The sequence below is a fragment of the Chelativorans sp. Marseille-P2723 genome, assembly GCF_902809845.1.
GTDB lineage: Bacteria > Pseudomonadota > Alphaproteobacteria > Rhizobiales > Rhizobiaceae > Chelativorans.
This window is the reverse complement of record NZ_CADDWI010000013.1, coordinates 749,724-776,473: the sequence shown is the minus strand read 5'-3', so window position 1 is coordinate 776,473 and position 26,750 is coordinate 749,724. Positions and strand designations below refer to the sequence as shown.

The 26,750-nt window shown below is 59.0% G+C and carries 25 protein-coding genes; 1 reads left to right on the top strand and 24 read right to left on the bottom strand.

Annotation, left to right across the window (positions count from 1 at the left end):
* Nucleotides 1-116: 116 nt before the first annotated feature.
* The 22 genes from HUS57_RS15085 to HUS57_RS14980 all read right to left on the bottom strand — a co-directional run bounded on the left by HUS57_RS15085 (nt 117) and on the right by HUS57_RS14980 (nt 23,177).
* Entirely contained in the window at nt 117-965 is an 849-nt protein-coding gene (locus HUS57_RS15085) for a cytochrome c1 (protein ID WP_173934713.1), read from the bottom strand.
* A 24-nt stretch (nt 966-989) separates the two neighbouring features.
* The gene (locus HUS57_RS15080; protein WP_173934712.1) at nt 990-2,279 is read right to left on the bottom strand and encodes a cytochrome b N-terminal domain-containing protein; all 1,290 of its coding nucleotides are present in this window, start codon (nt 2,277-2,279) and stop codon (nt 990-992) included.
* 12 nt (nt 2,280-2,291) lie between these two features.
* Entirely contained in the window at nt 2,292-2,855 is a 564-nt protein-coding gene (gene petA / locus HUS57_RS15075; RefSeq protein ID WP_173934711.1) for a ubiquinol-cytochrome c reductase iron-sulfur subunit, read from the bottom strand.
* 195 nt (nt 2,856-3,050) lie between these two features.
* Nucleotides 3,051-3,377 (bottom strand): DUF6665 family protein, encoded by a 327-nt coding sequence (locus HUS57_RS15070; protein WP_173934710.1) that lies wholly within the window; start codon nt 3,375-3,377, stop codon nt 3,051-3,053.
* 104 nt (nt 3,378-3,481) lie between these two features.
* A complete protein-coding gene (locus HUS57_RS15065) occupies nt 3,482-3,727 on the bottom strand; it encodes a hypothetical protein (RefSeq protein ID WP_173934709.1) in 246 nt (81 codons plus the stop codon).
* A 189-nt stretch (nt 3,728-3,916) separates the two neighbouring features.
* Nucleotides 3,917-4,174 (bottom strand): dihydrofolate reductase family protein, encoded by a 258-nt coding sequence (locus tag HUS57_RS15060; protein ID WP_173934708.1) that lies wholly within the window; start codon nt 4,172-4,174, stop codon nt 3,917-3,919.
* 257 nt (nt 4,175-4,431) lie between these two features.
* Nucleotides 4,432-5,871: an FAD-binding oxidoreductase gene (locus HUS57_RS15055; protein WP_173934707.1), complete on the bottom strand. Its 1,440-nt coding sequence runs from the start codon at nt 5,869-5,871 to the stop codon at nt 4,432-4,434.
* 167 nt (nt 5,872-6,038) lie between these two features.
* Nucleotides 6,039-7,547 carry a tripartite tricarboxylate transporter permease gene (locus HUS57_RS15050; RefSeq protein WP_173934706.1) on the bottom strand — a complete coding sequence of 503 codons (1,509 nt, stop codon included), beginning with the start codon at nt 7,545-7,547 and terminating at the stop codon, nt 6,039-6,041.
* On the bottom strand, nt 7,547-8,026 hold the full coding sequence (locus HUS57_RS15045; RefSeq protein ID WP_173934705.1) for a tripartite tricarboxylate transporter TctB family protein: 480 nt from the start codon (nt 8,024-8,026) through the stop codon (nt 7,547-7,549). The genes HUS57_RS15050 and HUS57_RS15045 overlap by 1 nt, the downstream gene beginning before the upstream one ends.
* 10 nt (nt 8,027-8,036) lie before the next feature.
* Entirely contained in the window at nt 8,037-9,002 is a 966-nt protein-coding gene (locus HUS57_RS15040) for a tripartite tricarboxylate transporter substrate-binding protein (protein ID WP_173934704.1), read from the bottom strand.
* A 23-nt stretch (nt 9,003-9,025) separates the two neighbouring features.
* A complete protein-coding gene (locus HUS57_RS15035) occupies nt 9,026-9,877 on the bottom strand; it encodes a citryl-CoA lyase (RefSeq protein ID WP_173934703.1) in 852 nt (283 codons plus the stop codon).
* On the bottom strand, nt 9,874-10,578 hold the full coding sequence (locus HUS57_RS15030) for an IclR family transcriptional regulator (RefSeq protein ID WP_173934702.1): 705 nt from the start codon (nt 10,576-10,578) through the stop codon (nt 9,874-9,876). Before HUS57_RS15030 ends, HUS57_RS15035 begins: the two co-directional genes overlap by 4 nt.
* Nucleotides 10,575-11,774 carry a CoA transferase gene (locus HUS57_RS15025; RefSeq protein WP_173934701.1) on the bottom strand — a complete coding sequence of 400 codons (1,200 nt, stop codon included), beginning with the start codon at nt 11,772-11,774 and terminating at the stop codon, nt 10,575-10,577. The genes HUS57_RS15030 and HUS57_RS15025 overlap by 4 nt, the downstream gene beginning before the upstream one ends.
* A 508-nt stretch (nt 11,775-12,282) precedes the next feature.
* A complete protein-coding gene (locus HUS57_RS15020) occupies nt 12,283-13,062 on the bottom strand; it encodes a TetR family transcriptional regulator (protein ID WP_173934700.1) in 780 nt (259 codons plus the stop codon).
* A 20-nt stretch (nt 13,063-13,082) separates the two neighbouring features.
* Complete coding sequence (locus tag HUS57_RS15015; RefSeq protein WP_173934699.1) at nt 13,083-14,267, bottom strand: acetyl-CoA C-acyltransferase; 1,185 nt, start codon at nt 14,265-14,267, stop codon at nt 13,083-13,085.
* 24 nt (nt 14,268-14,291) lie between these two features.
* Nucleotides 14,292-16,037 (bottom strand): acetolactate synthase catalytic subunit, encoded by a 1,746-nt coding sequence (locus tag HUS57_RS15010; protein ID WP_173934698.1) that lies wholly within the window; start codon nt 16,035-16,037, stop codon nt 14,292-14,294.
* On the bottom strand, nt 16,031-16,894 hold the full coding sequence (locus HUS57_RS15005; RefSeq protein WP_173934697.1) for a CoA-transferase: 864 nt from the start codon (nt 16,892-16,894) through the stop codon (nt 16,031-16,033). The genes HUS57_RS15010 and HUS57_RS15005 overlap by 7 nt, the downstream gene beginning before the upstream one ends.
* A complete protein-coding gene (locus tag HUS57_RS15000; RefSeq protein WP_173934696.1) occupies nt 16,894-17,688 on the bottom strand; it encodes a CoA transferase subunit A in 795 nt (264 codons plus the stop codon). The genes HUS57_RS15005 and HUS57_RS15000 overlap by 1 nt, the downstream gene beginning before the upstream one ends.
* A 14-nt stretch (nt 17,689-17,702) precedes the next feature.
* Nucleotides 17,703-19,115 (bottom strand): hypothetical protein, encoded by a 1,413-nt coding sequence (locus HUS57_RS14995; RefSeq protein WP_173934695.1) that lies wholly within the window; start codon nt 19,113-19,115, stop codon nt 17,703-17,705.
* Between the two features lie 52 nt (nt 19,116-19,167).
* Nucleotides 19,168-20,895, bottom strand: coding sequence for an iron ABC transporter permease (locus HUS57_RS14990; RefSeq protein WP_173934694.1), 1,728 nt, complete (start codon nt 20,893-20,895; stop codon nt 19,168-19,170).
* The gene (locus HUS57_RS14985) at nt 20,892-22,025 is read right to left on the bottom strand and encodes an ABC transporter ATP-binding protein (RefSeq protein ID WP_173934693.1); all 1,134 of its coding nucleotides are present in this window, start codon (nt 22,023-22,025) and stop codon (nt 20,892-20,894) included. The genes HUS57_RS14990 and HUS57_RS14985 overlap by 4 nt, the downstream gene beginning before the upstream one ends.
* 96 nt (nt 22,026-22,121) lie before the next feature.
* Nucleotides 22,122-23,177, bottom strand: a complete 1,056-nt coding sequence (locus HUS57_RS14980; protein WP_173934692.1) for an extracellular solute-binding protein — start codon at nt 23,175-23,177, stop codon at nt 22,122-22,124.
* A 361-nt stretch (nt 23,178-23,538) separates the two neighbouring features.
* Here HUS57_RS14980 and HUS57_RS14975 point away from each other — a divergent pair, with 361 nt between their 5' ends.
* Nucleotides 23,539-24,315 (top strand): IclR family transcriptional regulator, encoded by a 777-nt coding sequence (locus HUS57_RS14975; RefSeq protein WP_173934691.1) that lies wholly within the window; start codon nt 23,539-23,541, stop codon nt 24,313-24,315.
* A 209-nt stretch (nt 24,316-24,524) separates the two neighbouring features.
* Here the strand turns inward: HUS57_RS14975 and HUS57_RS14970 are convergent, their stop codons facing one another.
* Together HUS57_RS14970 and HUS57_RS14965 are read right to left on the bottom strand one after the other, a co-directional pair.
* Nucleotides 24,525-25,547 carry an acyl-CoA dehydrogenase family protein gene (locus HUS57_RS14970; RefSeq protein ID WP_281409299.1) on the bottom strand — a complete coding sequence of 341 codons (1,023 nt, stop codon included), beginning with the start codon at nt 25,545-25,547 and terminating at the stop codon, nt 24,525-24,527.
* Nucleotides 25,544-26,749: an acyl-CoA dehydrogenase family protein gene (locus tag HUS57_RS14965; protein WP_210256085.1), complete on the bottom strand. Its 1,206-nt coding sequence runs from the start codon at nt 26,747-26,749 to the stop codon at nt 25,544-25,546. Before HUS57_RS14965 ends, HUS57_RS14970 begins: the two co-directional genes overlap by 4 nt.
* Nucleotide 26,750 lies beyond the last annotated feature (1 nt).

Below are 26,750 nucleotides of genomic sequence, written 5' to 3'. Positions count from 1 at the left end.
CGCCCGCTTGTTTTTTATAGAGCCGCTTTCAGCAATGCCTTGCATTCCGCGTCATAGGGGGAGTGCCAAGCCTTCGAACAAGCGATGCGCTCCGCGACGGCTTCTCTTTGGTACGGCTAGTGCACTTCCGACCAGATCTTCCGCTTGGTGAGATAAACCAGCCCGCCAAAAACGATGAGAAAGATCATCACCGTGAAGCCCATTTGCTTTCGCGATTCAAGATGAGGCTCAGCAGCCCACATCAGGAAGGCGGAGACATCGCGAGAATACTGATCAACCGTTTCCGGGCTTCCGTCATCATAGCTGACCAGACCGTCGGCGAGCGGCGGTGCCATGGCCAGCGACGGGCCGCTTAGGAAATAGGGATTGTAGTAGGTGCCTTCCGGAATTTCCAGCCCCTGCGGAGGCTCCTCGTATCCCGTAAGAAGCGAATAGCTATAGTCGACGCCGCCTTCGGCATATTGGGTGAACACGTCAAAGATGAAAGTCGGAAAGCCTCGCTCGGCTGCCCGCGCCTTGGCCATCAGCGAAAAGTCAGGCGGCACGGCACCATTGTTGGAGGCTGCTGCCTGCTCCGGATTGGCGAAAGCCGAAGGGAAGTAGTCCGATGGGACGGCCGGGCGCATGAACATTTCACCGGCGTCGTCCGGACCGTCCTCGACCTCGTACTCGGCGGCGATCGCCCTTACCTGCTCGTCGGTATAGCCAAGGTCCTCAAGCGTGCGGAACGCTACGAGATCGAGGGAATGGCAGGATGCGCATACCTCGCGATAGACCTTGAAGCCACGCTGTAGCTGACCCTTGTCGTAGGTGCCGAATGGCCCCGAAAACGACCAGCTCTGCTCTACCGGTTTCTTCAGCGGATAGTGCGGTGTGCCGCCTTCGTCTTCGCCCTGTGCCGCGGCAGAACCCGCAAAGGCGACGCCAAGGCCGAGCGCGGCCAGTACATGCAGAAAACTCTTCATAGCCATTATACCCTTGCGCATCGCTCAGCCTTCGCCGGCCGTCTGGGCGGTGGCGCGCATGCCCCGCTTGTTCTTCTCCAGCACCGCCTCGGTGATCGAGTTCGGCAACCGCCGCGGTGTCTCGATGAGACCGAGAACCGGCATCACGATCAGGAAGAAGGCGAAGTAGTAGAAGGTCGCCACCTGTGCCAGCGCTACATAGATGCCTTCTGCAGGCCGCGAACCGAGCCAGCCAAGAAAGATGGCATCTGCAACGAAAAGCCAGAAGAAAAGCCGGTACCAGGGCCGGTAGACGGCCGAACGCACCTTCGACGTATCGAGCCAGGGCACCACGAACAGCACTGCAATGGAGCCGAACATCGCCAGCACGCCGCCCAGCTTCGAATCGATCGGCCCTATATTGAAGGTAATCGCGCGCAAGATGGCGTAGAAGGGCAGGAAGTACCATTCCGGCACAATATGCGCGGGCGTCTGCAACGGGTTCGCCTCGATATAGTTGTCGGCGTGGCCCAGATAGTTCGGGATGTAGAAGACGAAATAGGCGAAGACGAACAGGAACACGACCATCGCAAATCCATCCTTGATGGTTGCATAGGGCGTGAAGGCCACCGTGTCGGTCTTCTGCTTCACCTCGATTCCGGTCGGATTCGTCTGCCCCGTGACGTGCAGCGCCCAGATGTGCAGCACGACCACGCCCGCAATCATGAAGGGAAGCAGGTAGTGAAGGGAGAAGAAGCGGTTGAGCGTCGGGTTTTCGACGGCAAATCCGCCCAGCAGAAGCTGCTGGATCCAGTCACCAACGAGTGGGATCGCCGTGAAGAAGCCGGTGATCACCGTAGCGCCCCAGAAGCTCATCTGCCCCCACGGAAGCACATAGCCCATGAAGGCCGTCGCCATCATGAGAAGATAGATGATGCAGCCGAGGATCCAGAGCAGCTCACGCGGAGCCTTGTAGGAGCCATAATAAAGGCCGCGGAAGATGTGCACATAGACGGCGACGAAGAAGAAGGAGGCGCCGTTGGAATGGAGATAGCGCAAGAGCCAGCCGGAGTTGACGTCGCGCATGATCCGCTCGATCGAGGCGAAAGCAATCTCCGTATTGGCCGCATAGTGCATGGCAAGCACGATGCCGGTCAGGAGCTGGACTCCCAGCATCAGACTGAGAATGCCCCCGAACGTATAGGCGTAGTTCAGGTTGCGCGGCACCGGATAGGCGACAAACGAATCATAAATCAGCCGCGGCAGCGGCAGGCGGGCGTCCATCCAGCGGCCAAGGCCGGTTTTGGGCGTATAGGTGGAATGTCCGTGGCTCATCGAAGTAACCCCCTAGCCGATCTGGATGACGGTGTCGGAAACGAATTCAAATACCGGCACGGGAAGATTTTCCGGAGCAGGGCCGGTCCGGATACGCCCCGCCGTATCGTAGTGCGAGCCATGGCAGGGGCAGAACCAGCCTCCGAAATCGCCTGCCTGTCCGAGAGGAACGCAGCCGAGGTGCGTGCAGACCCCGATCATAACCAGCCAGTTTTCCCTACCCTCGCCGGCAGAGCGCTCGATGTCCGTGGCCGGAGCATCAGCGTTCAGGTTCTCGTTGCGTGCGAGGGGATCCTTGAGTTCGGAAAGCGGCACCTGACGTGCGGCCTCCATCTCCGCCTCGGTCCTGTTACGGATGAAGACGGGCTGTCCGCGCCACTTCACCGTCAGTGACATGCCCGGCTCCACTCCGGAAACGTCCACCTGGATGGACGCAAGTGCGAGAGTGGACGCGTCGGGGCGCATCTGGTCGATGAACGGCCAGAGCGCGGCGGCGCCCCCTACAACGCCGGCCACACCGGTGGCCACATAGAGAAAATCGCGACGTGTGTGTTCGGTCGAATCGGTAGCGCTCACGGGGCTGCCTTCCTTTCACCTGCATCCTGCCGGACAAACCGTGCGAAAACCGCCCGCCCGTCGAGCTTCCACGCGACGGACCGGCCCCTTTCCCCCGGCAATTGGCGAAGGTTTCTATGCGCGACAGCAACACTTGTCCAGACACACGTGCACGTAAGGGCAGATTGTCGCGGGGTAAGTTTATGCTTAGCGACCCTATCGGGCCCCCAATCGCACGAGAACCGACCGTGGAATGGCGAGTTGCTTGATGACCTCGTCATGGCGTCTCAACCCGCAAAGTTCGCGCTGGATGAAGTAGGCATAAACGGCGTCCGCCGCCTCGTGCAGGAGACGTGCGCGCTCGCCTTCGGTACCTTGGCTATCGGGCTCTGCGACAGTGGCAAGCCGTCTGAGGCTTTCCTGTGCACGCCTGCCAGCCTCGCCCAGAGATGTGGCAATCTCCTGCGCCAGTTCGTGGTCAAGCACGTTGAGGCCGGTCTTCAGCCGTCGTGCGGCACCCGGGGAAGCTGGATGGTGCAACATGAGCTCTCCTATTCGGCTTCAGGCTCGTCTTTGCCTATTTGGCCTTCGGCTGCCTCCTCATCAACCCGCAGCCTGCTGCGTGAAGATCATGAATTTAACCAGCATCAGGACGTTTTCCTGGACTTGGCGTCGCTCGCGTGGGCAGCGTCAAGGTTGCGATAGAACTCCTTCATGTTTTCTGCGGCAAGCCGTTCCGCCTCGTTCGGCCGTGATTTCAATCCGTACGCCGTGTCCAGATTATAGGCGCCCTTTCCTGTAGGGCCGAAATAGTGCTTATTGTTCTTATCCACCACACCTTGATCGACATTCGTCCGGTAGCGAGTAGCTTTTAATGAAACCGGTTGGGGCATTTATCTTCCTATGTTTTTCGATTCAACTCATCAGGAGGGCCGCGGTAGCGGCCGCTGTAGCAAAAGCTACGGCATTCGTCCGAAATGAGAGAATCGGAAAAGGAGATGCCACGAACCACCATCTGCTGAAGAGGAATAGCCCGCAGCGCCACGGGCGGGCGGCGCTCAATACCGCCTTTGCCTAGGCCACTATTGGCTGCCCTCCGGCGCATAGTGGAGAATGACGACTCCTGTTTTGAGCGTCCGCGCCTTAAGGAGCCTCAGCTTGCGCCTCTTATCGCTGCCCCTGAAGAGCGGCATCCCGCCCCCCAGAATGATAGGATTGATGCCGATGCGGTACTCGTCGACAAGATCGTTCTCGATGAGGGTCGCCGTGAGATCAGCGCTGCCGAAGACGAAGATGTCTCCGCCATCCATGGCCTTCAGCCAGCATACTTCTTCTGCCAAGTTGCCTCCAAGAAGCTTGGTATGTTCCAGCCGGCACTTTTCAGGGTGCACGAGAAGACGAACCTATCCATGAAATCCGCGATCCGCTCTTGCTCGTGCGGGCCAATAATTGGCCAACACCTCGTAGGTGACGCGCCCGAAGATTAGCGTTCCAGCGTTCATCTGGAACCGCCTCACTTGCGCCACTCCACAAAGGCAATCTCGCAACACCGGCGCGCTCGAAGAAGCGGCGGGTGGCTTCTTGCTGCAAAATAGGCTCAGGCAGCCCTGACCTCGGTTGTCGGCCTTATGTTCTGGTTCATCCTGAAGAAGTTCAGCGGATCGTACTTCCGCTTTACCTCGACCAGGCGCTGGAAATTCGGGCCATAAGCGGCCTCTACCCGATCCACCTCGTCTTCCGGCATGAAGTTGATGTAGGCTGTTCCAGCGGCATAGGGCCTGGTCTCTTCGAACAATCCGCGTGCCCAGTCGATACAGGGGCGGTCCATGCGGATCTCGCGCCAGCGGGCGTGGACGTTCATGACATAGTGCGAGCTGCGCTGCGGGAAGGCCGTCGCATCCGTTGCTATGCGGCCAGCAGCGCCTCCGACATGGCCGATGAACACTTCGCATTCCGGCCCCGGCAAGCGGCGGATTGCCTCCAGCAGCACGTCTATGGCCCCATCCGCCAGTTCCGTGAAGTCATGGCTCTTCCAATAGTTGCGCGCGCCCGGAGCAAGCAGAGGATCAAAGGCCTGCTGCCAGCCAGCGAACGGGTTTGGCCCGACCACGTCGGCGATCGGGGCTCCGATCGAGCGCAGTTCCGCCGTCGCCTTCTCTCCCTCTTCGGCGTCGCCGCAATAGCACATTGCCAGGACAAGGACCTCTTTCCCGTGCCATTCCTGCGAAAGGAATGGCAGCGGCGGCGCCTGTCTCATGACGACCCAGCAGGTGAGCTCGTCAGGTGCGTTTTCCAGCGCCCTGCGATACTCCTTGAGAATGGCTGCGGCATCGGTGAAAGGATGGACGACAAGGCCGGCAAATACCTGTGGACCGACCTGATGAAGCTGGAACTCGAATGCTGTCACCACGCCGAAATTCCCGCCGCCGCCACGAATTGCCCAAAACAGATCCGAGTTTTCCGTCAGGCTGGCGCGCAGCAGTTCGCCGTCTGCCGTCACCACGTCGGCGGTCATCAGGCTGTCGAGCGTCAGGCCATATTTGCGCGTAAGCCATCCAAAGCCCCCGCCAAGAGTCAGGCCGGCAATTCCCGTGGTCGAATTGATTCCGGTCGGAAGCGCCAGTGCGAATGACTGGGTTTCCTTGTCCACGTCAGCAAGCAGCGCTCCCGGCTCGACCCATGCGCGCTGGACGAATGGATCGACCCGCACCGATCTCATTTGGGAAAGATCTATGAGCACGCCACCGTCGCAAACGGCGTTGCCGGCGATGTTGTGTCCTCCGCCGCGCACCGACACGAGCAGCTTATGCTCGCGTGCGAAGCGAACGGCATGCACCACGTCTGAAGCGCCTGCGCAGCGGATGATAAGTCCCGGTCGGCGGTCGATCATGGCGTTCCATACAGACCGCGCCTCGTCATAGGAGACGTCGTCCGCTTCAAGAACGCTGCCGCGCAACCGTGCCGCAAGCGCCTCGATTTCCGAGGCGTTCACGGTCGTTGTTCCGGTGTCGAAGTTGATGATGTTGGTGTCAAGCATGACCCGTTCCTCCCGGTGTTTGGGTCACCCACCGCCGACTACTATGGTACGCCTGCGCCAGCGTGTTGACAATAAGACGCCTATGCCGACGGAGACGAGCATAAGGCCCAGTTACCTTGCCTCAGGTCATGGAGCCGCGCGGGTGGACAAACCGGCGCAGTGCTCCATCAGATGTGTTGCCTTGCCCTTCTGCGGGCGTTTCTTGCGACAGAGATGAAGTACGGCGTCAGCAATGAGAGCACGGCAATGATGATGAGCGTCAGGGAGATCGGACGCGTGAAGAACACCGACACGTCGCCCTGGCTGATGGTCAACGCCCGCCGGAACTGCTGCTCGGCAAAAGGCCCCAGAATCATGCCGATGATGACGGGGCTGGTCGGAAAATCGTAACGCCGCATGAAGAAGCCGATAAGGCCAATGCCGTAAAGAAGTGCCAGGTCGAAAACGGACTGGCTTATCCCATAGGTTCCGATTGTCGCGAAGATTAGGATACCCGCGTAAAGATAGGAGGTTGGAATCTTGAGAATTTGCACCCAGAGACCGACAAGCGGAAGATTCAGCACGAGAAGCAAAACGTTGCCGATATAGAGGCTGGCGATGAGGCCCCAAACGAGATCGGGTTGGGTAGTCAGGAGCTGGGGGCCGGGATTGATGCCATAGCTCTGGAACGCTGCGAGCATGATAGCGGCCGTCGCCGACGTGGGTAGTCCAAGGGTGAGGAGCGGCACGAACACTCCTGCCGCAGAAGCGTTGTTGGCGGCCTCGGGGCCTGCCACGCCTTCGATCGCACCCTTCCCGAACTCCTCGGGATTCTTGGTGAGTTTCTTTTCCAGAAAGTAGGAGAGGAAGGTCGGAATTTCCGCGCCGCCGGCTGGCATGGACCCGATGGGAAAGCCGATAAGCGCTCCGCGCATCCATGCCTTCCAGGAGCGGGCCCAGTCCTGCGCGTTCATCCACAGCGAACCTTTGATCGGGATGATCTCTTCCCTGGTGCTACGGTAGCGCGAGGCAAGATGCAGCGTCTCCCCAACGGCAAAAAGCCCCACGCAAACGATGACGACGTCGATACCGTCGAGCAGTTCCAACTGGCCGAAGGCGAACCGCGCTTGCCCAGTCTGCAGGTCAACGCCGACAAGGCCGATCAGAAGCCCGAGTGCGAGCGCCGTCAGACCGCGCACCATCGACGATCCAAGGACCGACGACACCGTGACGAAGGCAAGCAGCATGAGCGCAAAGTAGTCGGCTGGACCGAAGGATAGCGCAATTCGCACGACAAAGGGTGCCAGAACGGTAATGCCGATCACCCCTAATGTGCCGGCGACGAAAGAACCGATCGCCGCGGTTGCCAGAGCAGGCCCGCCGCGCCCGTTCTTCGCCATCTGGTGGCCTTCGATGGCCGTCACGATGGTAGCGCTTTCCCCCGGTGTGTTGATGAGGATCGACGTCGTCGAGCCACCGAACATGGCGCCAAAATAGATCCCGGCAAACAGGATGAACGCGGCCGTCGCCTCGACCTGGAACGTTATCGGAAGAAGAAGTGCAATGGTGAGAGCTGGACCAAGGCCGGGAAGGACCCCGACGGCAGTGCCGAGCGTGACGCCGATCAGACCCCACATCAGGTTGATTGGCGTCAGCGCGACCGTAAAGCCATGCGCAAGCGAAACAAAGGCATCCATCAAAGAAGATCCTCAATGAAGCCGCTGCCCATCCGCAGGTTGAGGACGCGGGCAAAGCCGTAATAGGCGACCAGTGCAAGTAGGAAACCGACAAGGGCTGCCAGCCATATTCGTCTGGCCCCAAATCCCTTCGCCACAAGCGCGTACATCAGCGTCGAAGACAGGATGAAGCCAATTCGCTCGATGAGCACGAGGTTGGCGAGCAAGGCTCCCACCACCCAGGCGATCGGAACGAAGTCAGGCCGTGGCACATCGGGATCGGTGGCTTCGCATATCCATCGCTGCTGGACGGCGTCTCGCAACAGGAAAAGGCCAAGAATGATCAGGACTGCCCCCACGGCGTAGGGAAAGACCGTGGGGCCAACCTTTGCGTAGGCAGGTGGAACAGATATCTGCGTGGTTAGATAGACCACGCAGATGCCGACCGCAGCAACCACCAGCGCGACGGTGCTGAGCCTTGCAGTGCTGGAGCCCGCCATTTTGCGCCCCTTACGCCAGCCCGAGATCTTCGAGAATGCCGCGGATGCGTTGCGTGTCTTCCTCAAGATAGGCAGCGAACTCATCCCCTGCCAGGAAAAGCCGGGACCACGACCGTCTTTCAAGTTCCTCCTGCCACTCGGCCGTTGCGTCCATCTCTGTCATGAGGGTGATGAGGCCCGTGCGCTCCTCCTCGTCGAGGTCGGGCGGCCCGAAGACCGCGCGCCAGTTCAGGAGCTCGACGTCCACTCCCTGTTCCTTGATGGTCGGCGCATCGATTCCCTCCACGCGTTCGGGAGCAGAAATTCCGAGGACGCGCAGATTGCCTGCCGCCACCTGCTCGGAGAACTCGCCCCATCCGGAAACGCCGCAGGTGACCTGGCCTCCCAAGATTGCCGCCAGCGCCTCGCCTCCCCCGGCGAATGCGACATAGGAGACCGCCACCGGTTCGACACCGACCGCCTTCGCCACCAAACCCGCAAGGATGTGATCGCTCCCGCCGGCGGATCCGCCCGCCCAAGACACCGCGCCGACATCCTCCTTAAGCGCATCAACGAGATCAGCCATAGTCTGCATAGGCGAATCGGCAGGGACGACGATCGCAAGATACTCGCCGGTCAGCCGTGCAATTGGGGTGACCGCGCTCAGATCTACCGGCGACTTGTTGGTGATGATCGCGCCGACCATTACCATGCCTCCAGTCATGAGAGCATTGCCATTACCCCGGTGCTGGTTGACGAATTGGGGCAGCCCGATCGTGCCGCCCGCGCCGCCGACATTGGAGATGCGGCTCCCACCGATCATGCCGGTCTTGCTCAGCACTTCGGCCATTACGCGCGCCGTCTGATCCCATCCGCCACCCGGCGCAGCCGGCACGAAGATCTCAAGCTGGTCCATAGCCTGCGAGAAGGCAACACCGGGCGCGGCCGCCCACAAGCCGATAGCCCCGGCAGAAGCCATCAATTCACGTCTGTTCATTCTCTCCTCCCAACATTGCACAATCAGGGGCTCGGCGCCCCATTCCGCCGCCTTTGCTTCGGGGCGGCGAAATCCCGATCCGCAGCGCCGTCATAGGACCATAGCCATTCACGCGGAATCGGCCCCTTGTTGCGCTTTCCGGAAAGACTTTCCTCATATGCGTGCGCCAGAATCCCAACTGATCGCGAGAGCACGAACAGCCCGCGGCATAAAGCCGGCGGAAAGCCCAGCTCGGCGTAGACCACCGCTGTCGCCCCGTCGATGTTCATGGGTATGGCACGGCCCTTGGCAGTTTCCAGTGCAGCTTGCACGGCCAGGCCGATAGCAGCAAAACGACCCTCAACGATCCCGTCAGCGACAGCCCTTTCAACAAGCTCCAAAAGCCGCGGCGCGCGAGGATCGACCGGATGAAAGCGGTGGCCGAAGCCGGGCACATATTTTTCACCGGAAAGACGACGCTCTTCCAGAACAAAGGCGACAGCTTCCACCAGCGGTTTGCTTACCGCCTGCGCGGCAATCTGATGATAGAGCTGGACCGCCTGCTCGCCCGCGCCGCCATGCACATTGTCAAGCGTATTGATGGCGGAAGCCATGGCACCATTGATGCCGATGCCGCAGGTAATGGCCATGCGCGCCACAGCAATCGAGGGAGCCTGCGGACCATGATCCACGCCAGCGACTATTGCGGCTTCAAGCAGCCGCGCCTGGCCGGCCTCCGGCAGCTCGCCGCGCAGCATCAGCCAGATCATTTCGATGAAGCCTATACGTCCGATCAGTTCCTCAATGGCATAGCCGCGAACGCGTATGCTGCCTGGATGCATCTTGATGATGGACGTCGTCCACCAATCCTCCGCAAGCTTCCGGCCGTCATTCATGCGTATGCATCCTCTTTGGCCGGCATGTAACCAAGCGACCTTGACGCGGTTCGAGCGGCATCAATGGTAATCGGAAGAAGCTTGTCCAGCAAAGGTTCTATCCGCGTGCGCAGACCCGAGGTGATGAGCGCGCCGAGAAATTCGCCTCCGTCGCGAAAAACAGGGGCGGCAATGCCGCTTACATCCGGGTCGCGCTCGCCATGCGAAAAGTGATAGCCCCGGGTTCGGATCTGCTCGTAAAGAGAACCGCGGGCACCGGTAAAGGCGAGGATGAGATGGCCCGCGGCACCGGCATCAAGCGGAAAATGATCGCCGATCTCGACATGATGCCGGGCGCGCCGAAGAGAATTCTGTCGGTAGAGGCACATGCGCCGGTCTCCAGCGCGCACGTAGAAGGCGGCCGTCTCCTCGGTGCGCGCAACCATGCTTTCCAGAACAGGCTTGATCGCACCCTCGATCGAAAAGTTGCGGCGATAGCGGGACCCGAGGCGCCATAGGCTAGGCCCCAGAAGGTAGCGTCCCTGCGCGTCCCGACGGAGGTAACCGAAACGCTCCAGCGAGGCGGCAAGCCGCATGATCATGGGCTTGTTGAAGCCCGTGCGGGCAGCCAGTTCCCGCAACTCGAATGCCTCCTGCCCGTTATCAAAGGCATCGAGCAATTGCAGGGCTCGCTCCACCGCCTCTACTCCGTAGCTGCTCATGCCGTCTCTGCCTCAAGTTCAGCCAGGCTTACACCCTCCGGGAGCAGTGGACCGAGAATTTCGGCATTGTGCTGGCCGAGGGCGGGCGGCGGCGAGGCGGGACCTGGATCGCCGCTGGCGAGCCGAAAACCTGCGCGGCTGACACGAACTGGCCGGTCTACTCCCGGAACGGGGCTGAAGGTCTTCACGAAGTCACGATGGACGATCTGGGGATGATCCAGAGCCTGCGGCACAGAGAGCACTTCTCCGGCGGGGATGCCATGGCTGTTGAAGAGCTCGGACCATTCCGCAGCGCTGCGGCTGCGCAATGCCGTCTCTAGTTCCCCCTTGAGGGCCATTCGATTGACCTTGCGCGCCTCCGGTTCGGCAAAGCGAGGGTCCGACTTGAGATCCGGGCGGTTGAGAAGCTTGCACAGCTTCTCGAACTGGATCTGGCGGTTGGCAGCGATATTGAGAAGCCCATCCTTGGTCTGGAAGGCGCCAGATGGCGCGGCGGTCATGTTCTCGTTGCCCATCGGTTGTGGTTCCACGCCGCCGATCAGATAGTTGGAGACATTCCAGCCCATCGAGACCAGCGTCGCCTCAAGCATCGACACGTCGATGATTTCGCCGTCTCCGCTGCGCATCTGGCGGAACAGGGCCGCTGTGATGGCGAAGGCGGCGGTGATGCCGCCCATGGTATCGGCAACGGGATAACCGACGCGCAAGGGCGCGGTTTCAGGTGTGCCGGTGACGCTCATGACCCCGGAAAGTCCTTGGATGATCTGGTCGTAAGCAGGGTTGTTCCGCAGCGGGCCGTCCTGACCGAAGCCGCTGATGGCGCAATAAACAAGGGAGCGATTGCGCTCTTGCAGGGTCTTTGCCGACAGGCCGAGCCGCTCCATCACGCCCGGCCGGAAATTCTCGACCACAACATTGGCGGTTTCGGCCAGCTTGAGGAAAAGTTCCTTGCCCAGTTGCGTCTTCAGATTGAGGGTCACCGACTTCTTCCCGGCGTTCTGCGCAAGGAAGGATATGCCCATGCCTCTGGCATTGAGAGCCGGGTCCGCTCCCAATTGGCGGGCAAGATCGCCGCTTCGCGGTTCCTCGACCTTGATTACCTCAGCCCCTAGCTGAGCCAGTTGATAGCAGCAGATCGGCCCGGCCAGGACATTGGTCAGATCAAGGACACGAACCCCCGCAAGCAACGCCTGCACCTCGGCCTCCATGGTTATGGTTAGAATAATGCTATTACGGGCAGCGTAATGTCAACAGCGAACTGGGTGACTTGAGTAAGACTCACCAATGCAGCGGCGGTTCAGGAAAACGGGACTCTCGACGGCTTCTTCCTTCGGGTCCTGGAGGCGGGGACCAACCGATTATCGAGAACGCACCACAAAGATCATGTTCGCCGGCAGCAGGTCGCCGTGCGCATTAAGAATGGCCGAGGTGCTTTCCAAGCGCACGAGCAGGATCATGGACGCAAACGCTTTTTCCTATAGATCGCTCAGCAGCAACTCTTTGAGAATCTATACTTTGCGCCGCGATCCTATACGGTATCGGATGCTGCATATGATGCAGAAGCGAACGTAACATGCGCCTGCAGTTCCCCTCTGCCAGTCTTGCCGTCGGATATTCCTGCTGTCCAATACTAGCTAGCGCTGGGAGGATGCCTCTAGGCCGGTTTGCGGCAGGATGCTTCCGTTCACCGGCGTCGCGTGCAGTTCACTTATTCTTGATCAAGTTTGTTAGCTGCTCCATATCACGACGCATCCCATCGATAATCGAGTGAATCTCGTCAGCTAGGGCAGCTTTGGTATCTTTGGTATGCTGGCTGATACCATGGACCAGAAGGTTGGTAAGGCTGCGTGCGATTTCTCTGGGCTTCATACGACCTGACGGCGAATACCATAGGGCCGTCCAGTTCGACATCCCGATCATGGCAAAAGCGGTGAGTTGAGGATCCACTGGGCGAAATTCACCCACCCGGATGCCATCCTCGACCAAACCTGTATAGAGATCGAGTATCTGGCGCCTGCCGCGATTGTAATTTTTCCTTAGTTCATCCGGAACTTCCGGTTCGAGCCTGTCGAAAACCAGGAATCTTCCTCCGCCCCGCAGCCGCTGGGTAATGGCTCCCTCTACAGCAAGCTCAAGCCGTTCCGTAGCGCTTAGATCATCACGGTCAAAAAGAGATTGAAGTTCCGATATACGTCGTTCGAATTCCTCAACGAACAGTTCTCGCAGGATTGCTTCTTTATTCGGAAAGTAATGGTAGAGGGAAGAGCGTTTCAGCGTCAGCGAGTCTGCTATGTCATTGATGCTCGTCTTGCCAAAACCATTTGCGTAGAATAATTCCGCTGCTTTCTCGAGCATTTTTTCGCGCATCAATGCGCGACGGGTATTAGCGGCGGGCCTGCGTTTACCCGCCGCCTGGCGCGTCTGCTTTCCACCCGCTTGGCTTTTCTTGTCTACTTGTCCGTTCAGCGTTGTGGTTTTACTCAATCGAGTCAAATTCCTTATATTCAGACTATCTCGAGAAGTCCGGCAGCCCCCATCCCCGCACCGACACACATGGTCATTACCGCGGTTTTTTCTTTCCGTCGAGAAGCCTCGCAAATGGCATGAATCGCCAGCCGTGCGCCGCTCATTCCGTAGGGATGACCAACGGCAATTGCCCCGCCATTGACATTAAAGCGCTGCGGATCGATGCCTAGTTGGTCACGGCAATAGAGTACCTGCGAGGCGAAGGCTTCGTTAAGCTCCCATAGTCCGATGTCGGCAACGTTAAGTCCGAATCGGCGCAAAAGTTTCGGCACGGCATAAACTGGGCCAACTCCCATCTCGTCCGGTTCGCATCCAGCAGAGGCAAAGCCTCGAAATATCGCCAGCGGCTTCAAACCCCGACGCGCGGCAAGATCCGCGTCCATGACCACTAGAGCTGCCGCTCCGTCGGAAAACTGCGAGGCGTTTCCGGCGGTAATCGTGCCTTCCGGCGACAGGACCGGCGACAATTTTGCAAGGGTTTGAGGAGTGCTGTTTGGCCGCACGCCTTCGTCATGCGAAAGCAATACGGTCTCGAAGCGTATTTCGCCGGTCTCGCGATCTTCGATGCGCTTCGTGGTCTCCAGAGGGACAAGCTCGGCCGCAAAGAAGCCGGCAGAATGCGCGCGCGCGGTACGCTGATGGCTTTCGGCTGCGTAAGCATCCTGAGCCTCGCGCGAGATGTTGTAGCGCTGCGCTACATTCTCGGCGGTTTGCAGCATCGGCATGTATATCGCTGGCTTATGCTGCATTATCCATGGATTTTCACGCCGGCTGTTATTCTTCTCCGGCGTCTGGACAAGGCTGATGGATTCGATTCCGCCGGCCACGGCGACTTCGATTTCGCCTGTCTGAACAGCCTGTGCCGCGATGGCCAGCGCATGCAGCCCTGATGCACAAAATCGATTGATCGTTGCCGCGCTTACACTGACAGAAAGCCCGGCACGGATCGCCGCCTGTCGGGAAATATTGTAGCCCGTGGTGCCTTCCTGCATCGCACAACCAAGAATCACTTCTTCGACTTGCTCGGGATCGACACCCGCTCGTTTGACGGCCTCCCCTACAACGTGCCCCGCGAGATCGGCGGCATGGGTATCGTTGTAGGCTCCCCTGAAGGCTCGGGCCACCGGAGTGCGGGCGACTGAAACAATTGCAGCTTCTTTCATGGAATGCTCTTTCCTTGCAGCAGATCAGGCATCCACAAACCGGCCCCGATAGAAAGTAAGCGGCGGCCTTGCAGCGGGATCCGTGATGATATCGATGACGGTCGGCCCATCTTGGGATAGTGCCTGCTTCAGCGCCCCGCTTATTTCTGCGTCGCTGCTGACACGGATGCCTTCTGCGCCACAGGCGCGGGCAAGCGCGGCATGATCGACCGGTTCAAAGGTGCAGGCTTCGGTATGGGCGCCGAAAAGCGCATCTTCGGCGTCTTTCTGATAACCCAGAATCTGATTGTTGAGCACGAGTACTGGTATTTTCAGTCGCTGCCGGACGGCGGTTTCCAGTTCCGCCCAGCAATGGGCGAAGCCGCCATCACCGGTTACGCAAATAACGTCGCTTTCCGGACATGCGATCTTGGCGCCAATTGCCATCGGCAACCCCCAGCCTAGCCCAGCAAGTCCGCGCGGTGACAAAAACCTCATTCCGGGCCTTTGCGCGGTCAGATAGTTGGCGGTCCAGACCGAGGCATAGCTAGCGTCTGAAACAACAATGCTTTCAGGCGAAAGCAAGGTGTCAAGTTCAACCATCACTGATTCGGGCCGGATGTGAGTGGCTTTACGCGCAAGCCTTGCCTCAAGCGCAGCACGATAATGACGGCGCGCCGCCGCGATCACTGCCTCGACAGCAGGACGGGAAGTTCTGCGCAGTTCACAATCTTGACCGGCGAGCGCATCGGCCAAGGCGAGCAAACCGGCTCGGGCATCGCCAACCAGTCGGTGCGCTTCGTAATTGCGCCCGACCTCCAGCCCATCAATGTCGAGATGCAGGTAGGTCGCATCACTCGGATAAAGACGCCAGTGACTGGTGCCATTCTCATTCGTGCGATTGCCGACCAGCAGAATGACATCGGCGCCACGCACGAAATCATGCAGCGTTTCGCTCCTTGAGCCCTCACCCATGACATGGCCGACTATACCAAGCGATAGCGGGTGTCTTTCATCGACGGCGCCCTTGCCCATCAAGGTGGTCGCCACCGGCAGGTGGAAACGCTCCTGAAGGTCTGCCAACGCCTCCTGCGCCTGCGATAAGTGAACCCCGCCGCCGGCAATGACCAGCGGCTGTCGCGCAGTAGCGAGAAGCGTCGCGGCTTCGGCAATCGCCCGAGGATCGGGAACCGGCCGATCAAGCGGGAACGTGCCCATGCTCGTCTGGCGGTTAGAACTGGCGGCAGGTGCGGAAAGAAGGTTTGCAGGCACGAGAAGCACCGCCGGTCCAGGCCGCCCTCCGGAAGAGACGGAAACAGCCATATCGACATAGTCGTCTATGCGCGACACATGGTCGATGCGGCGTACCCATTTAGCCACGCCGGAGAATAAGGCCGCATGGTCAAGCTCTTGAAATGCGTTGCGGTCCGCGGCCAGGGGCGAGACCTCCTGCACCAATGCGATAACCGGCACCGAAGCTTTCAGCGCCTCAGCGAGCGGCGCCACAAGAAGTGCAGCAGCGGGCCCGTTTTGCGCGGTGACGAGCGCGATACGATTGCTGGCGCGGGAATAACCGTCGGCCATGGCCCCACCGGCATTTTCCGTACGATAGACGATCTGCTCCATGCCGTGGTCAGGCGCCACCAGGTGGAACAGAGACGGGATGCTCTGCCCGAAGGTAAAGCGCACCCCATGTCTGGCGAATGCCTGCGCCAGCATCCGTGCACCCGAAGGCGTATCGACCTCAAGCGCCGGGTGCAGTTTTGTCGTCACATTGTTTGCGATCAACATGAGGCGGCCTTCCGGCTGGCATCCGCGCCCGCCTTTGAATTTTGCAGTTCGCGCGCCCACAATTCGTTAAACAGGGCCGGGGTTGCCTCATTGCTTTCCAGCCGTCTCATCCCGGAAGGATCAATGACATTGCGGATGATATGCAACTCTTCGGCAGTCGGCGCTTCGGTCACGGGTACATCTGGACCCGGATCGGCAAGCTCAAACCCGGTCATCTCCTGAACTTTCGCGAAATCCACACCCGGATGCAACGAAACCACCCGCATGGCGCCATCCGCACCATTGAAATCGAAAACGCCCAGATCCGAAATTACAACACCCGGTGCAGCTGGCTGCACTCCAACCGACCCGAGGTCTGGAGATTTCCCGAATCCGCAGACGAAATCCACCTTCTCAACGAAGCTCTTGGGTGTGTGCTTGCGGATATGGTAGTTTAGTGTCTCGCATCCCCAAAGATCGTCCGGAATGCCACGCGCGCCGATAAGCTGAGCGCGCGGACGCTCCCAGTCACCGATCACCGAGATATTGGAACCACCGAAGCGATCGATCTGAACGGAGCCGATCCAGATCTGGAGTTTCTGGTGGGCGATCAGGCGGAACATTTCCTCCCATCCGAGCGCCATCGTCGCGCTTTCGTCCAGAGCCCATTCGTCGGAAAAGGTCTTGGCGTGGATTTGAGGATCCGCGGCTGCCCGCGAGATCGTGGTGAGGAAAAGGTCTGGCACATAAAGCGCTTTGGCTAAACGCGCCGACAAATCGGCGAGGATTGTCGCGCCCACCCCCATTCGCCCACCGCGATATTCCTTCGCCATGCGGGCAATGAGGAGCTCTTCAAGAGCAAATCCGGCTTCAGTCATTACAATTCTCCTACCTTGGCGGCGAGCCATGCCGGGTCGGTTGCGTTTTTCTGGTATTCCAGGATTGCTGACATATTGAAGCGATGCTGCGGGAATACGGCCGAGAAGCCGCCGCCGGAGGGCGCCTCCACCACATGGTCAACCCATAGCCGGGAGATGAAGGTCGAGCGCGCCCTGCGCTCTCCCGAGATACGTTCGACAATTTTCTCTGCTGTCAGCACTACCTTTTTGGATGCTTGGATCAGCAGCAGGTCGACATAGGAGTCGCTGTGGATTAGCGCGTTACCCTGCTCGTCGGCTTCGTTGACGTGAACGATGGCAAGGTCGGGGGCAAGCGCTGGCACTGCGACAAGCTTTTCGCCGCTCAGCGGGCATTTCATTTCGCGAAATGGCGTTGTCGGTGTTGAAAGAAGGTCGGTTCCCAAGCCGAAGCGAGAGGGCAGAAACGGCAGGCGCTTGGCGGCTGCCTCAAACGCGCTCATCATCAGGCCTTCCGAGTATTCGACGATTTCGAGCTCACCTGCCTGACGCGCCGCGCGAAAATTGGGAGCTAAACCGAACATGTCGAAGCCGACAAATGCGAAATGCAGCCGGCGAACCTTCTTCATGCCGATCAGCAGATCGACTTCCGGACCGCCAAGAAAAGAGGCGGCATCTATATGTTGCAAATTGGAGCGGGCTATCGCCGCTGCTGCCGCCATTGGCTTGCGCTGGATACCACCGCCGCCAAAGCCAACAAGGTGTCCCGGCTCGACCAGCCCAACCATTTCATCGAAATCTATGCGTTTGCTCATGGCAGGTTTTTCCTTCACTTGCGCAGGTCCAGCAGGCGCCTGGTCTTGTTTTGAAAGCCCAAGCCGGTGAATTCGGCCAATGTGCCCGGGTCAACGATTTCCACTTCAACACGGACCCCGAGGTCGCGATGCAAGGCCGCGTCCATGTCTGATCGCAGTGCCTGCGCGTCGACACTGAGGCCGCGGCGCTCGATACGGACCACGAATTTCTCGCGCTGCGTGATGCCGCTGCCCTCATGGGAGACGACACAGATGAATTCACCGTTGGTGCGTGGATCACGGGCGATGGCTTCAGTGCAGGCAAGCGGATAAACATTGGTGCCCCGCAGCTTCACCATCTCGTCGCTGCGACCCCGGAAATTTGACAGCTTCAGCGTGCAAAGCCCGCAACCGCACTTCCCGCGCGGGAACGTTGCAAGCTGATCACGCATATTGAAGCGGATGATCGGTGGAACGCTGCGGTAAAGGCTTGTCGCTATCAAGTTCCCGGTTTCGCCATGACCCAGAAGCTGGCCGGTCTCAATGTCTGCAATTTCGACATAGACCGTGTCCTCACTGATATGCATGCCCGATTTCTCACGACATTCGAAAGCTATCGCTCCGATCTCATGTGTGCCGTAATTGTCATAAACTGGAGCATTCCATGCTTCTTCCAGCGCTCGCCGCCGCGTACCATTGGCGTCCGGTCCGATATGCGAGTGGATATGCCTTGTCCTGAGGCCGTGAAGGTCAAACCCTGTCTCGACTGCCACTTCAGCCAGGCGCGCCAGATATTCCGCCCGTGTAAACCAGGCTGTGGTGCCCCATGCGGCTGCATATTGGAGCTGGCGCGCGCTTGACGTCACCAAGCCTGATCCCGTCGTCATCGGTATTGCGCCTATCCAGTGAAAGGCGCCGTTCAACGTGCACCAGGCCGCATTGGCCAGAGAATTGGTGTAGGTGATCTGGATGATGTCGGATGGCCGCAGTCCCTGCGCCCAGAACCCACGCGCGCTCTGGATTCCTTGAATCTCAAGGGAGCGTGAATCGAAGAGCGTTACACGCGGCAGGCCTGTCGTGCCGCCACTGGTGAGAATGCGCACATGTGCATCCCTGAAATAGTCTTCCGAGCTGGGCTGATGATCGCCGAAGGGCGGTTGCCGGACAAAGGCTTCCTTCAGGTCATCAGTCGTGAAGGGCGATATGCGCTCAATGTCACCAAGGCTTGTTATATCGCCCGGCTCCAGACCAGCGGCCACCCAGCGGTCACGATAGAACGGATATTGCCATGCCTCGGCGACGCGCTCCAGGAAACGAGCGTTCTGAAGCGCTCGGATCTCGTCTTCTGACATTTTCCCGACGGTCTGCTCAAATAGTCCGGGCGGCGGGTAATCCCGTGTCAGCGCTTCCCAATCCAGCGACTTCCAATAGAAGTTCGGTTTTTCCATCTTGAACTTTCCTGTCAGATTGAGCGGTTCCGGCTCCGGAGCCGGCCGGTCATCACGTTTCAAGTCGCCGCGCGGCGTAGATCTGGAAAGGAAGGACAACCAGCAGCAACGATCCCATCAGCATGACGGACAATGCAGCCGCGCCAGGCAGATCAGGGAACTGCCACATATTCCACAGCCCCGAGGCCGCAACGACATTGGTTGTCGACAACAGCATCAACGGTGCTGTCAGATCACGAGCGCTGTGCGCGAATACCCACAGCCAGCCATTGAGAAATTGCGGCCATATGAGCGGTAGCGTCACCTTGCGCAGGGAGGTCAGCCAGGATGCGCCGCTGACAATGGCGGCATTTGGCAATTCACTGTGGACCTGGATCAGCGCACTGCTCATCGAACGCACGCCAAAGGCAAGGAACACGGTCGAATGTGCAATGACGATGACCCAGATGGTGCCGTAAACGGGCGTACGCAGGTAAATTAGCACGATCGCCAGAACCAGAACGATGGGTGGAATAGCCATCGGCGCGAATGAAAGCGCGTCGAGCGCCTTTCCAAGGCGACTGCCAGTGCGCGTCGTGAACCAGCCGATTAGCAGTGAGGTCACCATCACGATTGTCGCGCTGGCCGTGACCAGGATAACGGTATTTCCGGACGCCCGCAAAATCACCGGATTGGCAAGCAGCCGCCGGTAAACATCCAGAGTGAGACCCGGCAGCGCGTCATAGCTTGGCAACACAAACGAGGTGTTCAGGCTGACCCACAGCAGCATCAGCAATGGCAGCGCCATCACGAGGCAGTAAATGATGACGAAAGCTATAGCTACCGGCTTCCACCAGCCCAGCTCAATGCGCCTTGGCCGGAACGCCTTGCCTGTGACGACACGGTATTTTTCCCCGGCGCTAACTGTGCGCAGATAAGCCCACATCAGACCAGACGCGATGACTAGCAGCAGGACACCGAACGCAGCAGCAAAGCCATAGTTGGGCAACCCGTTCTCGGGTGAGGACAGCAGATAGACCCGCGTCGACAAAACCGGATAACGAGCGGTGACACCGATGATGAGGGGCAGGTCGAAGGTCTGAACTACCGCCATGAACATATAAATGCCAACGGAGAAAAGGCCCGGCACCAAAAGGGGAAGGGTCACCTTGCGGATCACCGTCGTGCCCGAACCGCCATGGACCCTAGCCGCGTTCTCCAACTGCGGATCCATATTGCGCAGGAGGCCGGAGATCATCACATAGGCCGTAGGAACAACGGCAAAGGAAGTGATAATCGACAATGTCCAGAATGAATAAAGCGGCAGCAAATAGCCCCGCATGCCGGTAAGCTCTCGGTAGAGCACGTTAAGCAGGCCATTGCCGGGATTGAGCAGAAGGATCCAGCCGAATCCCACAACCAGCGCCGGCACTGCCATCCACGAAAACATCAGAACCCGCACCACGAAACGGCCGGGGATATCCGTTCGCTCCGTCAACCATGCCAGAATGGTCGCGATGCCTACCCCGATGCTCATGGAAACCAACGCATATTGCAGGGTGTTGACAATCAAACGCCATGTCGAGCCGCTGGTCAGCAGGTTCTGAAAATGCTCGAGACTCACACGGTTCGTCTCCAGCGGCATCACACCGGCAGGAGACACCGACGCACGGATCAGAATGAGCACTGGCCCCAGAACCAGAGCGGAAACGAACAGCAGGAGTAATCCGCGCACGACATTCTGCTGCGAGAACGCAGGCATGAACCGTCCGCTGCCGCTATGCTTCAGCGCCATGCTCATGACGCCGCTTCCCGATCATCGGCCGGCACTGCAACGCAGTTTTCTGGCGGGATATGGAGCGTGATCTCGCTCCCTTCCTCATAGGTGTCGTACGGGTTCAGCATCAGAACCATGCGCACGCCCCCGGCTTCGACTTCCGCCTCCACGAGATCGCCGAGAAAATTCAGAGAGACGATCCATGCGGCAAAACTGTTTATGGAGTTGCTCCCGCTTGCCTTCGGCATGATACGCACCGCTTGGGGTCGTACGACTGCCACGACTGAAGCACCCGGCGCAAACTCCGTATCTGTCTCGGCAACAAGCACCCCTAGCTTTGTGTCTATGCGAAGGGGTGCCCCAGGTTCGACGACAGCCTTGCCGGCAATCAGATTGCTCCGCCCCATGAAGTCAGCGGTAAACACGCTGTTAGGTCGCAGGTATATGTCGCGCGGACCACCTTGCTGGACGATCCGGCCTGCGCGCATCAGCACAATCTGGTCCGACATTCCGATCGCTTCAGTCTGGTCATGCGTAACGAAGATAGTGGTTATACCGACCGACTTGACGAGGGCACGGATTTCCGCGCGCATGGTATCGCGCAACTTGGCATCAAGATTGGAAAGCGGCTCATCAAGCAACAATATGCGCGGCCGGCGCACCAATGCTCGCGCTAGAGCTACTCGCTGTTGTTGGCCACCACTCAGCATCGGCGCCGGCCGATCAGCGAGATGACCGAGCTGCACCATTTCCAGCGCCCGCATCACCTCGGCTTTGACCGACGCCGCAGCCATCCTGACTCCGCCAAAAACCAGCGGAAAGGCGACATTGTCGAAGACGCTCATATGCGGCCAGATTGCGTAGGACTGAAACACCATGCCCAGCCCACGCCTGTTGGCTGGCACGAACGCCCCGCCACGACTGCCGAATACGACTTCACTGCCCATCCGGATAGTACCGTCATCAGGAGCTTCCAGCCCTGCGATGCATTGCAGTGTTGTCGTTTTTCCACAGCCGCTGGGACCAAGAAGGGTGAAGAAATCCCCTTCCTTGACAGTAAATGAAACACCGTCCAGAGCCTTGGTTGCGGCGCGCCCGCCGCGGCCGGGATAGGTTTTTAAAAGACTGTCAATTGCCAGCATCGATCTGCCCACGGAACTCCGCACCACTGGAAAGTCAGCTTTTCGGGGAGTGAAACGCCGCTCAGACATTGAGCGCCCTCAGCTTCATGAGGGCGCGTAGCGTTGCGCTTACTCGGTCATTATTTCCGAGATCCTGTTACGCATCTCGGCCGCGCTATTTGTGTCGGCAAGCGACATTTCACCTATTACCTTGCCGCCACCCTTCTCAACGGCCGCCAGCATGGCATCGGCCGATGACCCATCTCCTAGACGTGGCATCGGCTCATGCTCGTTGACGATTTTCATGCCTTCCGTCGCGAACCAGGCCGTGAATAGACGAGCGGCGTTCGGGTTCGGCGCCGTCTCAGGGACATAGACATGAAGGACGCCTATCGGCACGTAATCCGAGAACATCTTGAAGCCGAGATTGTCGACCCGCCCCGCTTGATGGAAAGAGGAAATTCCCACCTCGGCCTGGCCGACGGAAATCGCCCGCGTAACTGCACCTGTGCCACGCTCAAGAACCGGCTGGTTCTCAAGGATGTCGCGAGCCATCTGCAACGTCTCATCTTCGCCCAGGACGAATGAATAGTAGTCCACGGGGTTCAATGAAAAGGCGTTGACAGCAAACCGGCCAGCCCATTCCGGCTTCAGCAGATCGGCATAGCTGTCGGGCACATCCTCATCGGCAATTAGATCCTTGTTCCAGGCCATGCCATAAATATTATGCGCGATGAGAAGGCCCGTACCTTTTAGATCGTCAATAACAGGATCGATCGCCGCCGAGATTTCCGGCAGTTCGTCTGAGAAGACGTCAGCCCACGGCCACGGCTTGAGGATTCCGCGCTCCACCAGCACGGCCATTTCCTGATTGCCTCCCGCGCCAATAACATCGACAAAGCCGGCGCCACCCTGTTCCGCGATAAGCTTGGACCCCGTCTGGACGGGATTTGTCGCCGTCCATTCGACCTGGATCGAAAGGCCAAATCGTTCATTGAATGCCTTTGCTAAAGCTTGGTGAGTTTCGGGCTTACCAGGACTGGAAACAAGAACGAACAGCTTCCCTTCCTTTTTCGCGCCTTCGAGCACTTCCTCGAAACTGGCGGAAGAAGCCGGCATGGTTATTGCTCCAAGCGTGATCCCTGTAGCGCAAAGCATGGTTTTCATCATTGTGAGCAAGCGCATGAAAAATCCTCCCCGATAATCAGGCGTCAGCGGATGTATACTGCCCGGACACTCTCTATATTGGCTTCCCGCCGGCCTGAGAACAGCCCGACGTCCTCAAAGCTGCTTTTTGTCTCCACATTGTGGAACCCGCGGCATGGGGCGAGAAGTTATTTTAGCGCAATGGATTAGGACACGGCATGCCTGCTTCAGGGCGCCATGGCAATCGCGACAATTCGACGTTGACATCGATTTTTCGACACTGTGTACTATAAACGGTCGGCGGTTCAGTTCGGATCGCCGGTGGGGAAGGAACATTCTAGCCCGAGGCCGCCGCTATCAAGCAAGTACGCTCGCCTGACAGCGCCAGATGGAGGGGAACATGGAGGGCTACCAAACATCTAACGTTCAGGGCACGCAGATGATCGACCGCATGATGGTCCTGCTACGCCTCGTTGCAACTTTCCGCCCTCAGGGCGCAAGGCTAACTGACCTGGCGAAGGAATCAGGTCTACCGCCACCCACTGCGCGTCGTATCCTCAAGCGCCTCGTCCAACATGGGCTGATTGCGCAAGAAGGTAGCGGAAACCGATATTCCATTGGTCCGTTTGCGAGGGAGTTGGGACTTGCGCCAAACCTTACACGCGAAATTGCGGAACGCCATCGCGATCTCGTCGAGCGGCTGGCACGAGAAACAGGTGCTGTCGGCTATCTTCTGATGCGCAGTGCACTCGATAGTCTTTGTATCGACAGAATTGACTCCCATGCGACAGGGCCGCTTACGACGCTTGCCATTGGCGACAGGTTACCGCTGGGGGTCGGCGTCGGCGGCATGGTTCTTCTCGCGGCCATGCCCGCCGACAAAGCAGAAATGATCATTGCTGCCAACCAGATGATCTACAAGCGGTTCGTTCGGACGACCGGTGCAAGCTTCCGCGACCATCTAGACGCAGCAAGACGTGACGGTCATGTCATACGCCGCAGTCCCGTTACACCGGGTATAATCGGCTTCGGTATGGCTATCCCCACGTCTAATGGGATTCCCGATCTTGCCATTGCCGGCGCCGTCAGCACCAGCGACTTTACCCCCAACCGGCGGGCGGAGGTCGTCGCTAGAATGCGCGAACTTGTGCTCACCCATGCCACTTCGGTTTCATAGGAGTGTTTTTGACCAGGAACGAACCGGGGCGCATATTGGTATCTATTTATCCTTCTCATCCTCTCCTGAAACGGGTAGCTGTTTCGGGGACAAGAAAGGGGTGCTTACAACATTGTAAAGCGCTTAGAGCGAGGCGAGCAACGCGACCCGCTCCAACCCGGCTAACACTCCGGCAGCCTCGGATCCGGCGGGAACCGGATGCCACTCGTTCAGGCAGCGTCCGCTTCCAGCGCTCGCATTATAATGCGCTCACCGACAGTGGAACGCAGCGCCGCTGTGCCTCCTGTGCTTGCGTTGAGCCGCAATGCCCGTTTTAGGTATAGATGCAGGTCAGCCTCCCAGGAAAACCCTAGGCCACCATGGTACTGAATCGCCGCTCCGCTCGCGGCAAGAGCTGCATCGCAGGCCAAAATCCGTGCAATCGCCGCTTCATGGGCACCGGCGGCGTCATCAACGGTAGTGGCAATAGCAAGCCTGGCTGCGTCAACAGCCGTGTGGATGTCCGCAAGCCGATGCTTTACCCCCTGGAATTGCCCGATAGGCCGACCGAATTGGCGTCTTTCCACCACGTAGCTCACCGTCGCAAGAAGCGCTGCTTCGGCGATGCCCCACAGGTCCGCTGCTTGCGCCATGTATAAGGCATGAAGAACGCGGTCCGCTGCTTCCCGCTGAAGAGGTATATGCTCGGCCACGTCTGGATCGATCAGTTCCGCGCATGCCACGCTGGAGCGTGGATCGAGCGGCTGCAGCATAACGCAGCGAAACGCTGTTGAAGGCGCGAATGTCACCGAAAGTGTGTCTGTGCTGCAATTCAGAACTGCGATATGTGTGGCCGCGTCAGCATACTGAACAAGCACCTGTCCACTGCATTCCTCGGCCAGTCCCAGCCTGACGTCTCCCGCCACCACTCCATTCAGCAAGGGTAGCAGCGATGAACACTCGGCAGCCAGGGCCGGCAACAGGATCGCGGTTTCCAGCAACGGGCCGCAAAACAAGGCCCGCCCAGCCTCTGCGCAAAGATCAGCGGCAAAAGCCCGCCCGAGCTCCAGCCCGCCCTGCTCTTCCGTCACCATCGCGCCCAGCCAGCCCATATCGGCGGCAAGACGCCAATGTGCCTCCTGCATGGCTCTGGCATCCATGTTTTTGGTTTTTTGCATGCAGTCTTCCAGAGCCGCAGCGACCCCGTCTCGAAGGTCGGCATCAAAAAACGGTGTCGATCGCTGTCTGCTCATCTTGGCAATCCCAGTCCACGCTCGGCGATAATATTACGATGGACCTCTGAAGTTCCGGCGAGGATCGTCTCAGCCCGCGTCCACAGATACTCACGAACCCAGCGTCCTTCATCCGGACTATTCAGTTCCTGCGGACCAAGCGCTGCCTCTGGCCCCAGCACCTCCATCGCCAGATTGAAAAGACGCTGGTGGTTTTCACTCCAAAGAAGCTTGATCGCTGAACTGTCGACGCCTGACGCTTCCCCTGCCTCGGAATCGGCAAGGATCTTGTCAGCAAAGAGCCGCAGGGCATGCGCGTTGATACAAAGTCTTGTCAACTCTTCACGCACTGACGGCTTGTCAATGACAGCACACCCGTGTCGATACGTCCGTGAAGCCAGCCTGATCAACTGCTCAAGTTCGGACTGCAATCTGACGACGCGGGGAACGAAATAGGTGCTGCGCTCGTAATTCGCCGCAGCCATTGCCAAGCGCCAGCCTTCGTTCTCCTTACCCAGCAGCGCAGTTGCGGGCACTTCGACATTGTCGAAAAACACCTCGTTAAAGTCTGCCTCGCCGGTAATCTGCCGGATCGGCCGTACGCTTATTCCGGGCAGTTTCATGTCCGTCAGCATAACGGAAATACCGGTGCGAGGCGAACTTCCCTGCCCGGTGCGCGCAAGCAAAAGACAGTAGTCGGAAAGGTGGGCGAAGCTGGTCCAGATCTTTTGCCCGTTCAAGAGATAGACATCGCCGCGTCGCTCAGCCCGGAGCGCCAAGGCGGCAAGATCAGAACCCGCATCCGGTTCGGAATATCCCTGACACCAGATTTCGGAATTGTCGAGAATGCGTGGCAGATAACGCCGCTTCTGCTCTGCCGAGCCAAACGCGATCAGCGTTGGAGCGACAATGCCATGCGCGATCATATTGACGGGGAGCGGGGCGCCGGCGCGAGCCACCTCCTCATGATAGATTGCCTGTCGTGAAAGCGACAGGGCATGCCCTCCCACCTCACGCGGCCAGCCGAGCCCCGACAATCCTGCCTTGCAGATATGGTTCTCCCAGGCGAGCCGGAACTCAATCGAATTCATTGCTGCCGGGCCACGTCCGGCCGCCAACGCCGGAAGCTCCCGCGCCAGCCACTCACACAAGCCAATGCGAAACTCTGCATCCGAAGCCGCCCGCAGGAAATCCGGCCCCCGCACCATGTCTGCCCTCACCATG

Excerpts from the sequence above, each read along its gene's own strand:
- HUS57_RS15085 (WP_173934713.1), bottom strand. The coding sequence starts at position 965 with ATGAAGAGTTTTCTGCATGTACTGGCCGCGCTCGGCCTTGGCGTCGCC.
- HUS57_RS15080 (WP_173934712.1), bottom strand. The coding sequence starts at position 2,279 with ATGAGCCACGGACATTCCACCTATACGCCCAAAACCGGCCTTGGCCGC.
- HUS57_RS15070 (WP_173934710.1), bottom strand. The coding sequence starts at position 3,377 with ATGTTGCACCATCCAGCTTCCCCGGGTGCCGCACGACGGCTGAAGACC.
- HUS57_RS15065 (WP_173934709.1), bottom strand. The coding sequence starts at position 3,727 with ATGCCCCAACCGGTTTCATTAAAAGCTACTCGCTACCGGACGAATGTC.
- HUS57_RS15055 (WP_173934707.1), bottom strand. The coding sequence starts at position 5,871 with ATGCTTGACACCAACATCATCAACTTCGACACCGGAACAACGACCGTG.
- HUS57_RS15050 (WP_173934706.1), bottom strand. The coding sequence starts at position 7,547 with ATGGATGCCTTTGTTTCGCTTGCGCATGGCTTTACGGTCGCGCTGACG.
- HUS57_RS15045 (WP_173934705.1), bottom strand. The coding sequence starts at position 8,026 with ATGGCGGGCTCCAGCACTGCAAGGCTCAGCACCGTCGCGCTGGTGGTT.
- HUS57_RS15040 (WP_173934704.1), bottom strand. The coding sequence starts at position 9,002 with ATGAACAGACGTGAATTGATGGCTTCTGCCGGGGCTATCGGCTTGTGG.
- HUS57_RS15035 (WP_173934703.1), bottom strand. The coding sequence starts at position 9,877 with ATGAATGACGGCCGGAAGCTTGCGGAGGATTGGTGGACGACGTCCATC.
- HUS57_RS15030 (WP_173934702.1), bottom strand. The coding sequence starts at position 10,578 with ATGAGCAGCTACGGAGTAGAGGCGGTGGAGCGAGCCCTGCAATTGCTC.
- HUS57_RS15015 (WP_173934699.1), bottom strand. The coding sequence starts at position 14,267 with ATGAAAGAAGCTGCAATTGTTTCAGTCGCCCGCACTCCGGTGGCCCGA.
- HUS57_RS15010 (WP_173934698.1), bottom strand. The coding sequence starts at position 16,037 with ATGTTGATCGCAAACAATGTGACGACAAAACTGCACCCGGCGCTTGAG.
- HUS57_RS15005 (WP_173934697.1), bottom strand. The coding sequence starts at position 16,894 with ATGACTGAAGCCGGATTTGCTCTTGAAGAGCTCCTCATTGCCCGCATG.
- HUS57_RS15000 (WP_173934696.1), bottom strand. The coding sequence starts at position 17,688 with ATGAGCAAACGCATAGATTTCGATGAAATGGTTGGGCTGGTCGAGCCG.
- HUS57_RS14995 (WP_173934695.1), bottom strand. The coding sequence starts at position 19,115 with ATGGAAAAACCGAACTTCTATTGGAAGTCGCTGGATTGGGAAGCGCTG.
- HUS57_RS14990 (WP_173934694.1), bottom strand. The coding sequence starts at position 20,895 with ATGAGCATGGCGCTGAAGCATAGCGGCAGCGGACGGTTCATGCCTGCG.
- HUS57_RS14980 (WP_173934692.1), bottom strand. The coding sequence starts at position 23,177 with ATGCGCTTGCTCACAATGATGAAAACCATGCTTTGCGCTACAGGGATC.
- HUS57_RS14975 (WP_173934691.1), top strand. The coding sequence starts at position 23,539 with ATGGAGGGCTACCAAACATCTAACGTTCAGGGCACGCAGATGATCGAC.
- HUS57_RS14970 (WP_281409299.1), bottom strand. The coding sequence starts at position 25,547 with ATGAGCAGACAGCGATCGACACCGTTTTTTGATGCCGACCTTCGAGAC.
- HUS57_RS14965 (WP_210256085.1), bottom strand. The coding sequence starts at position 26,749 with ATGGTGAGGGCAGACATGGTGCGGGGGCCGGATTTCCTGCGGGCGGCT.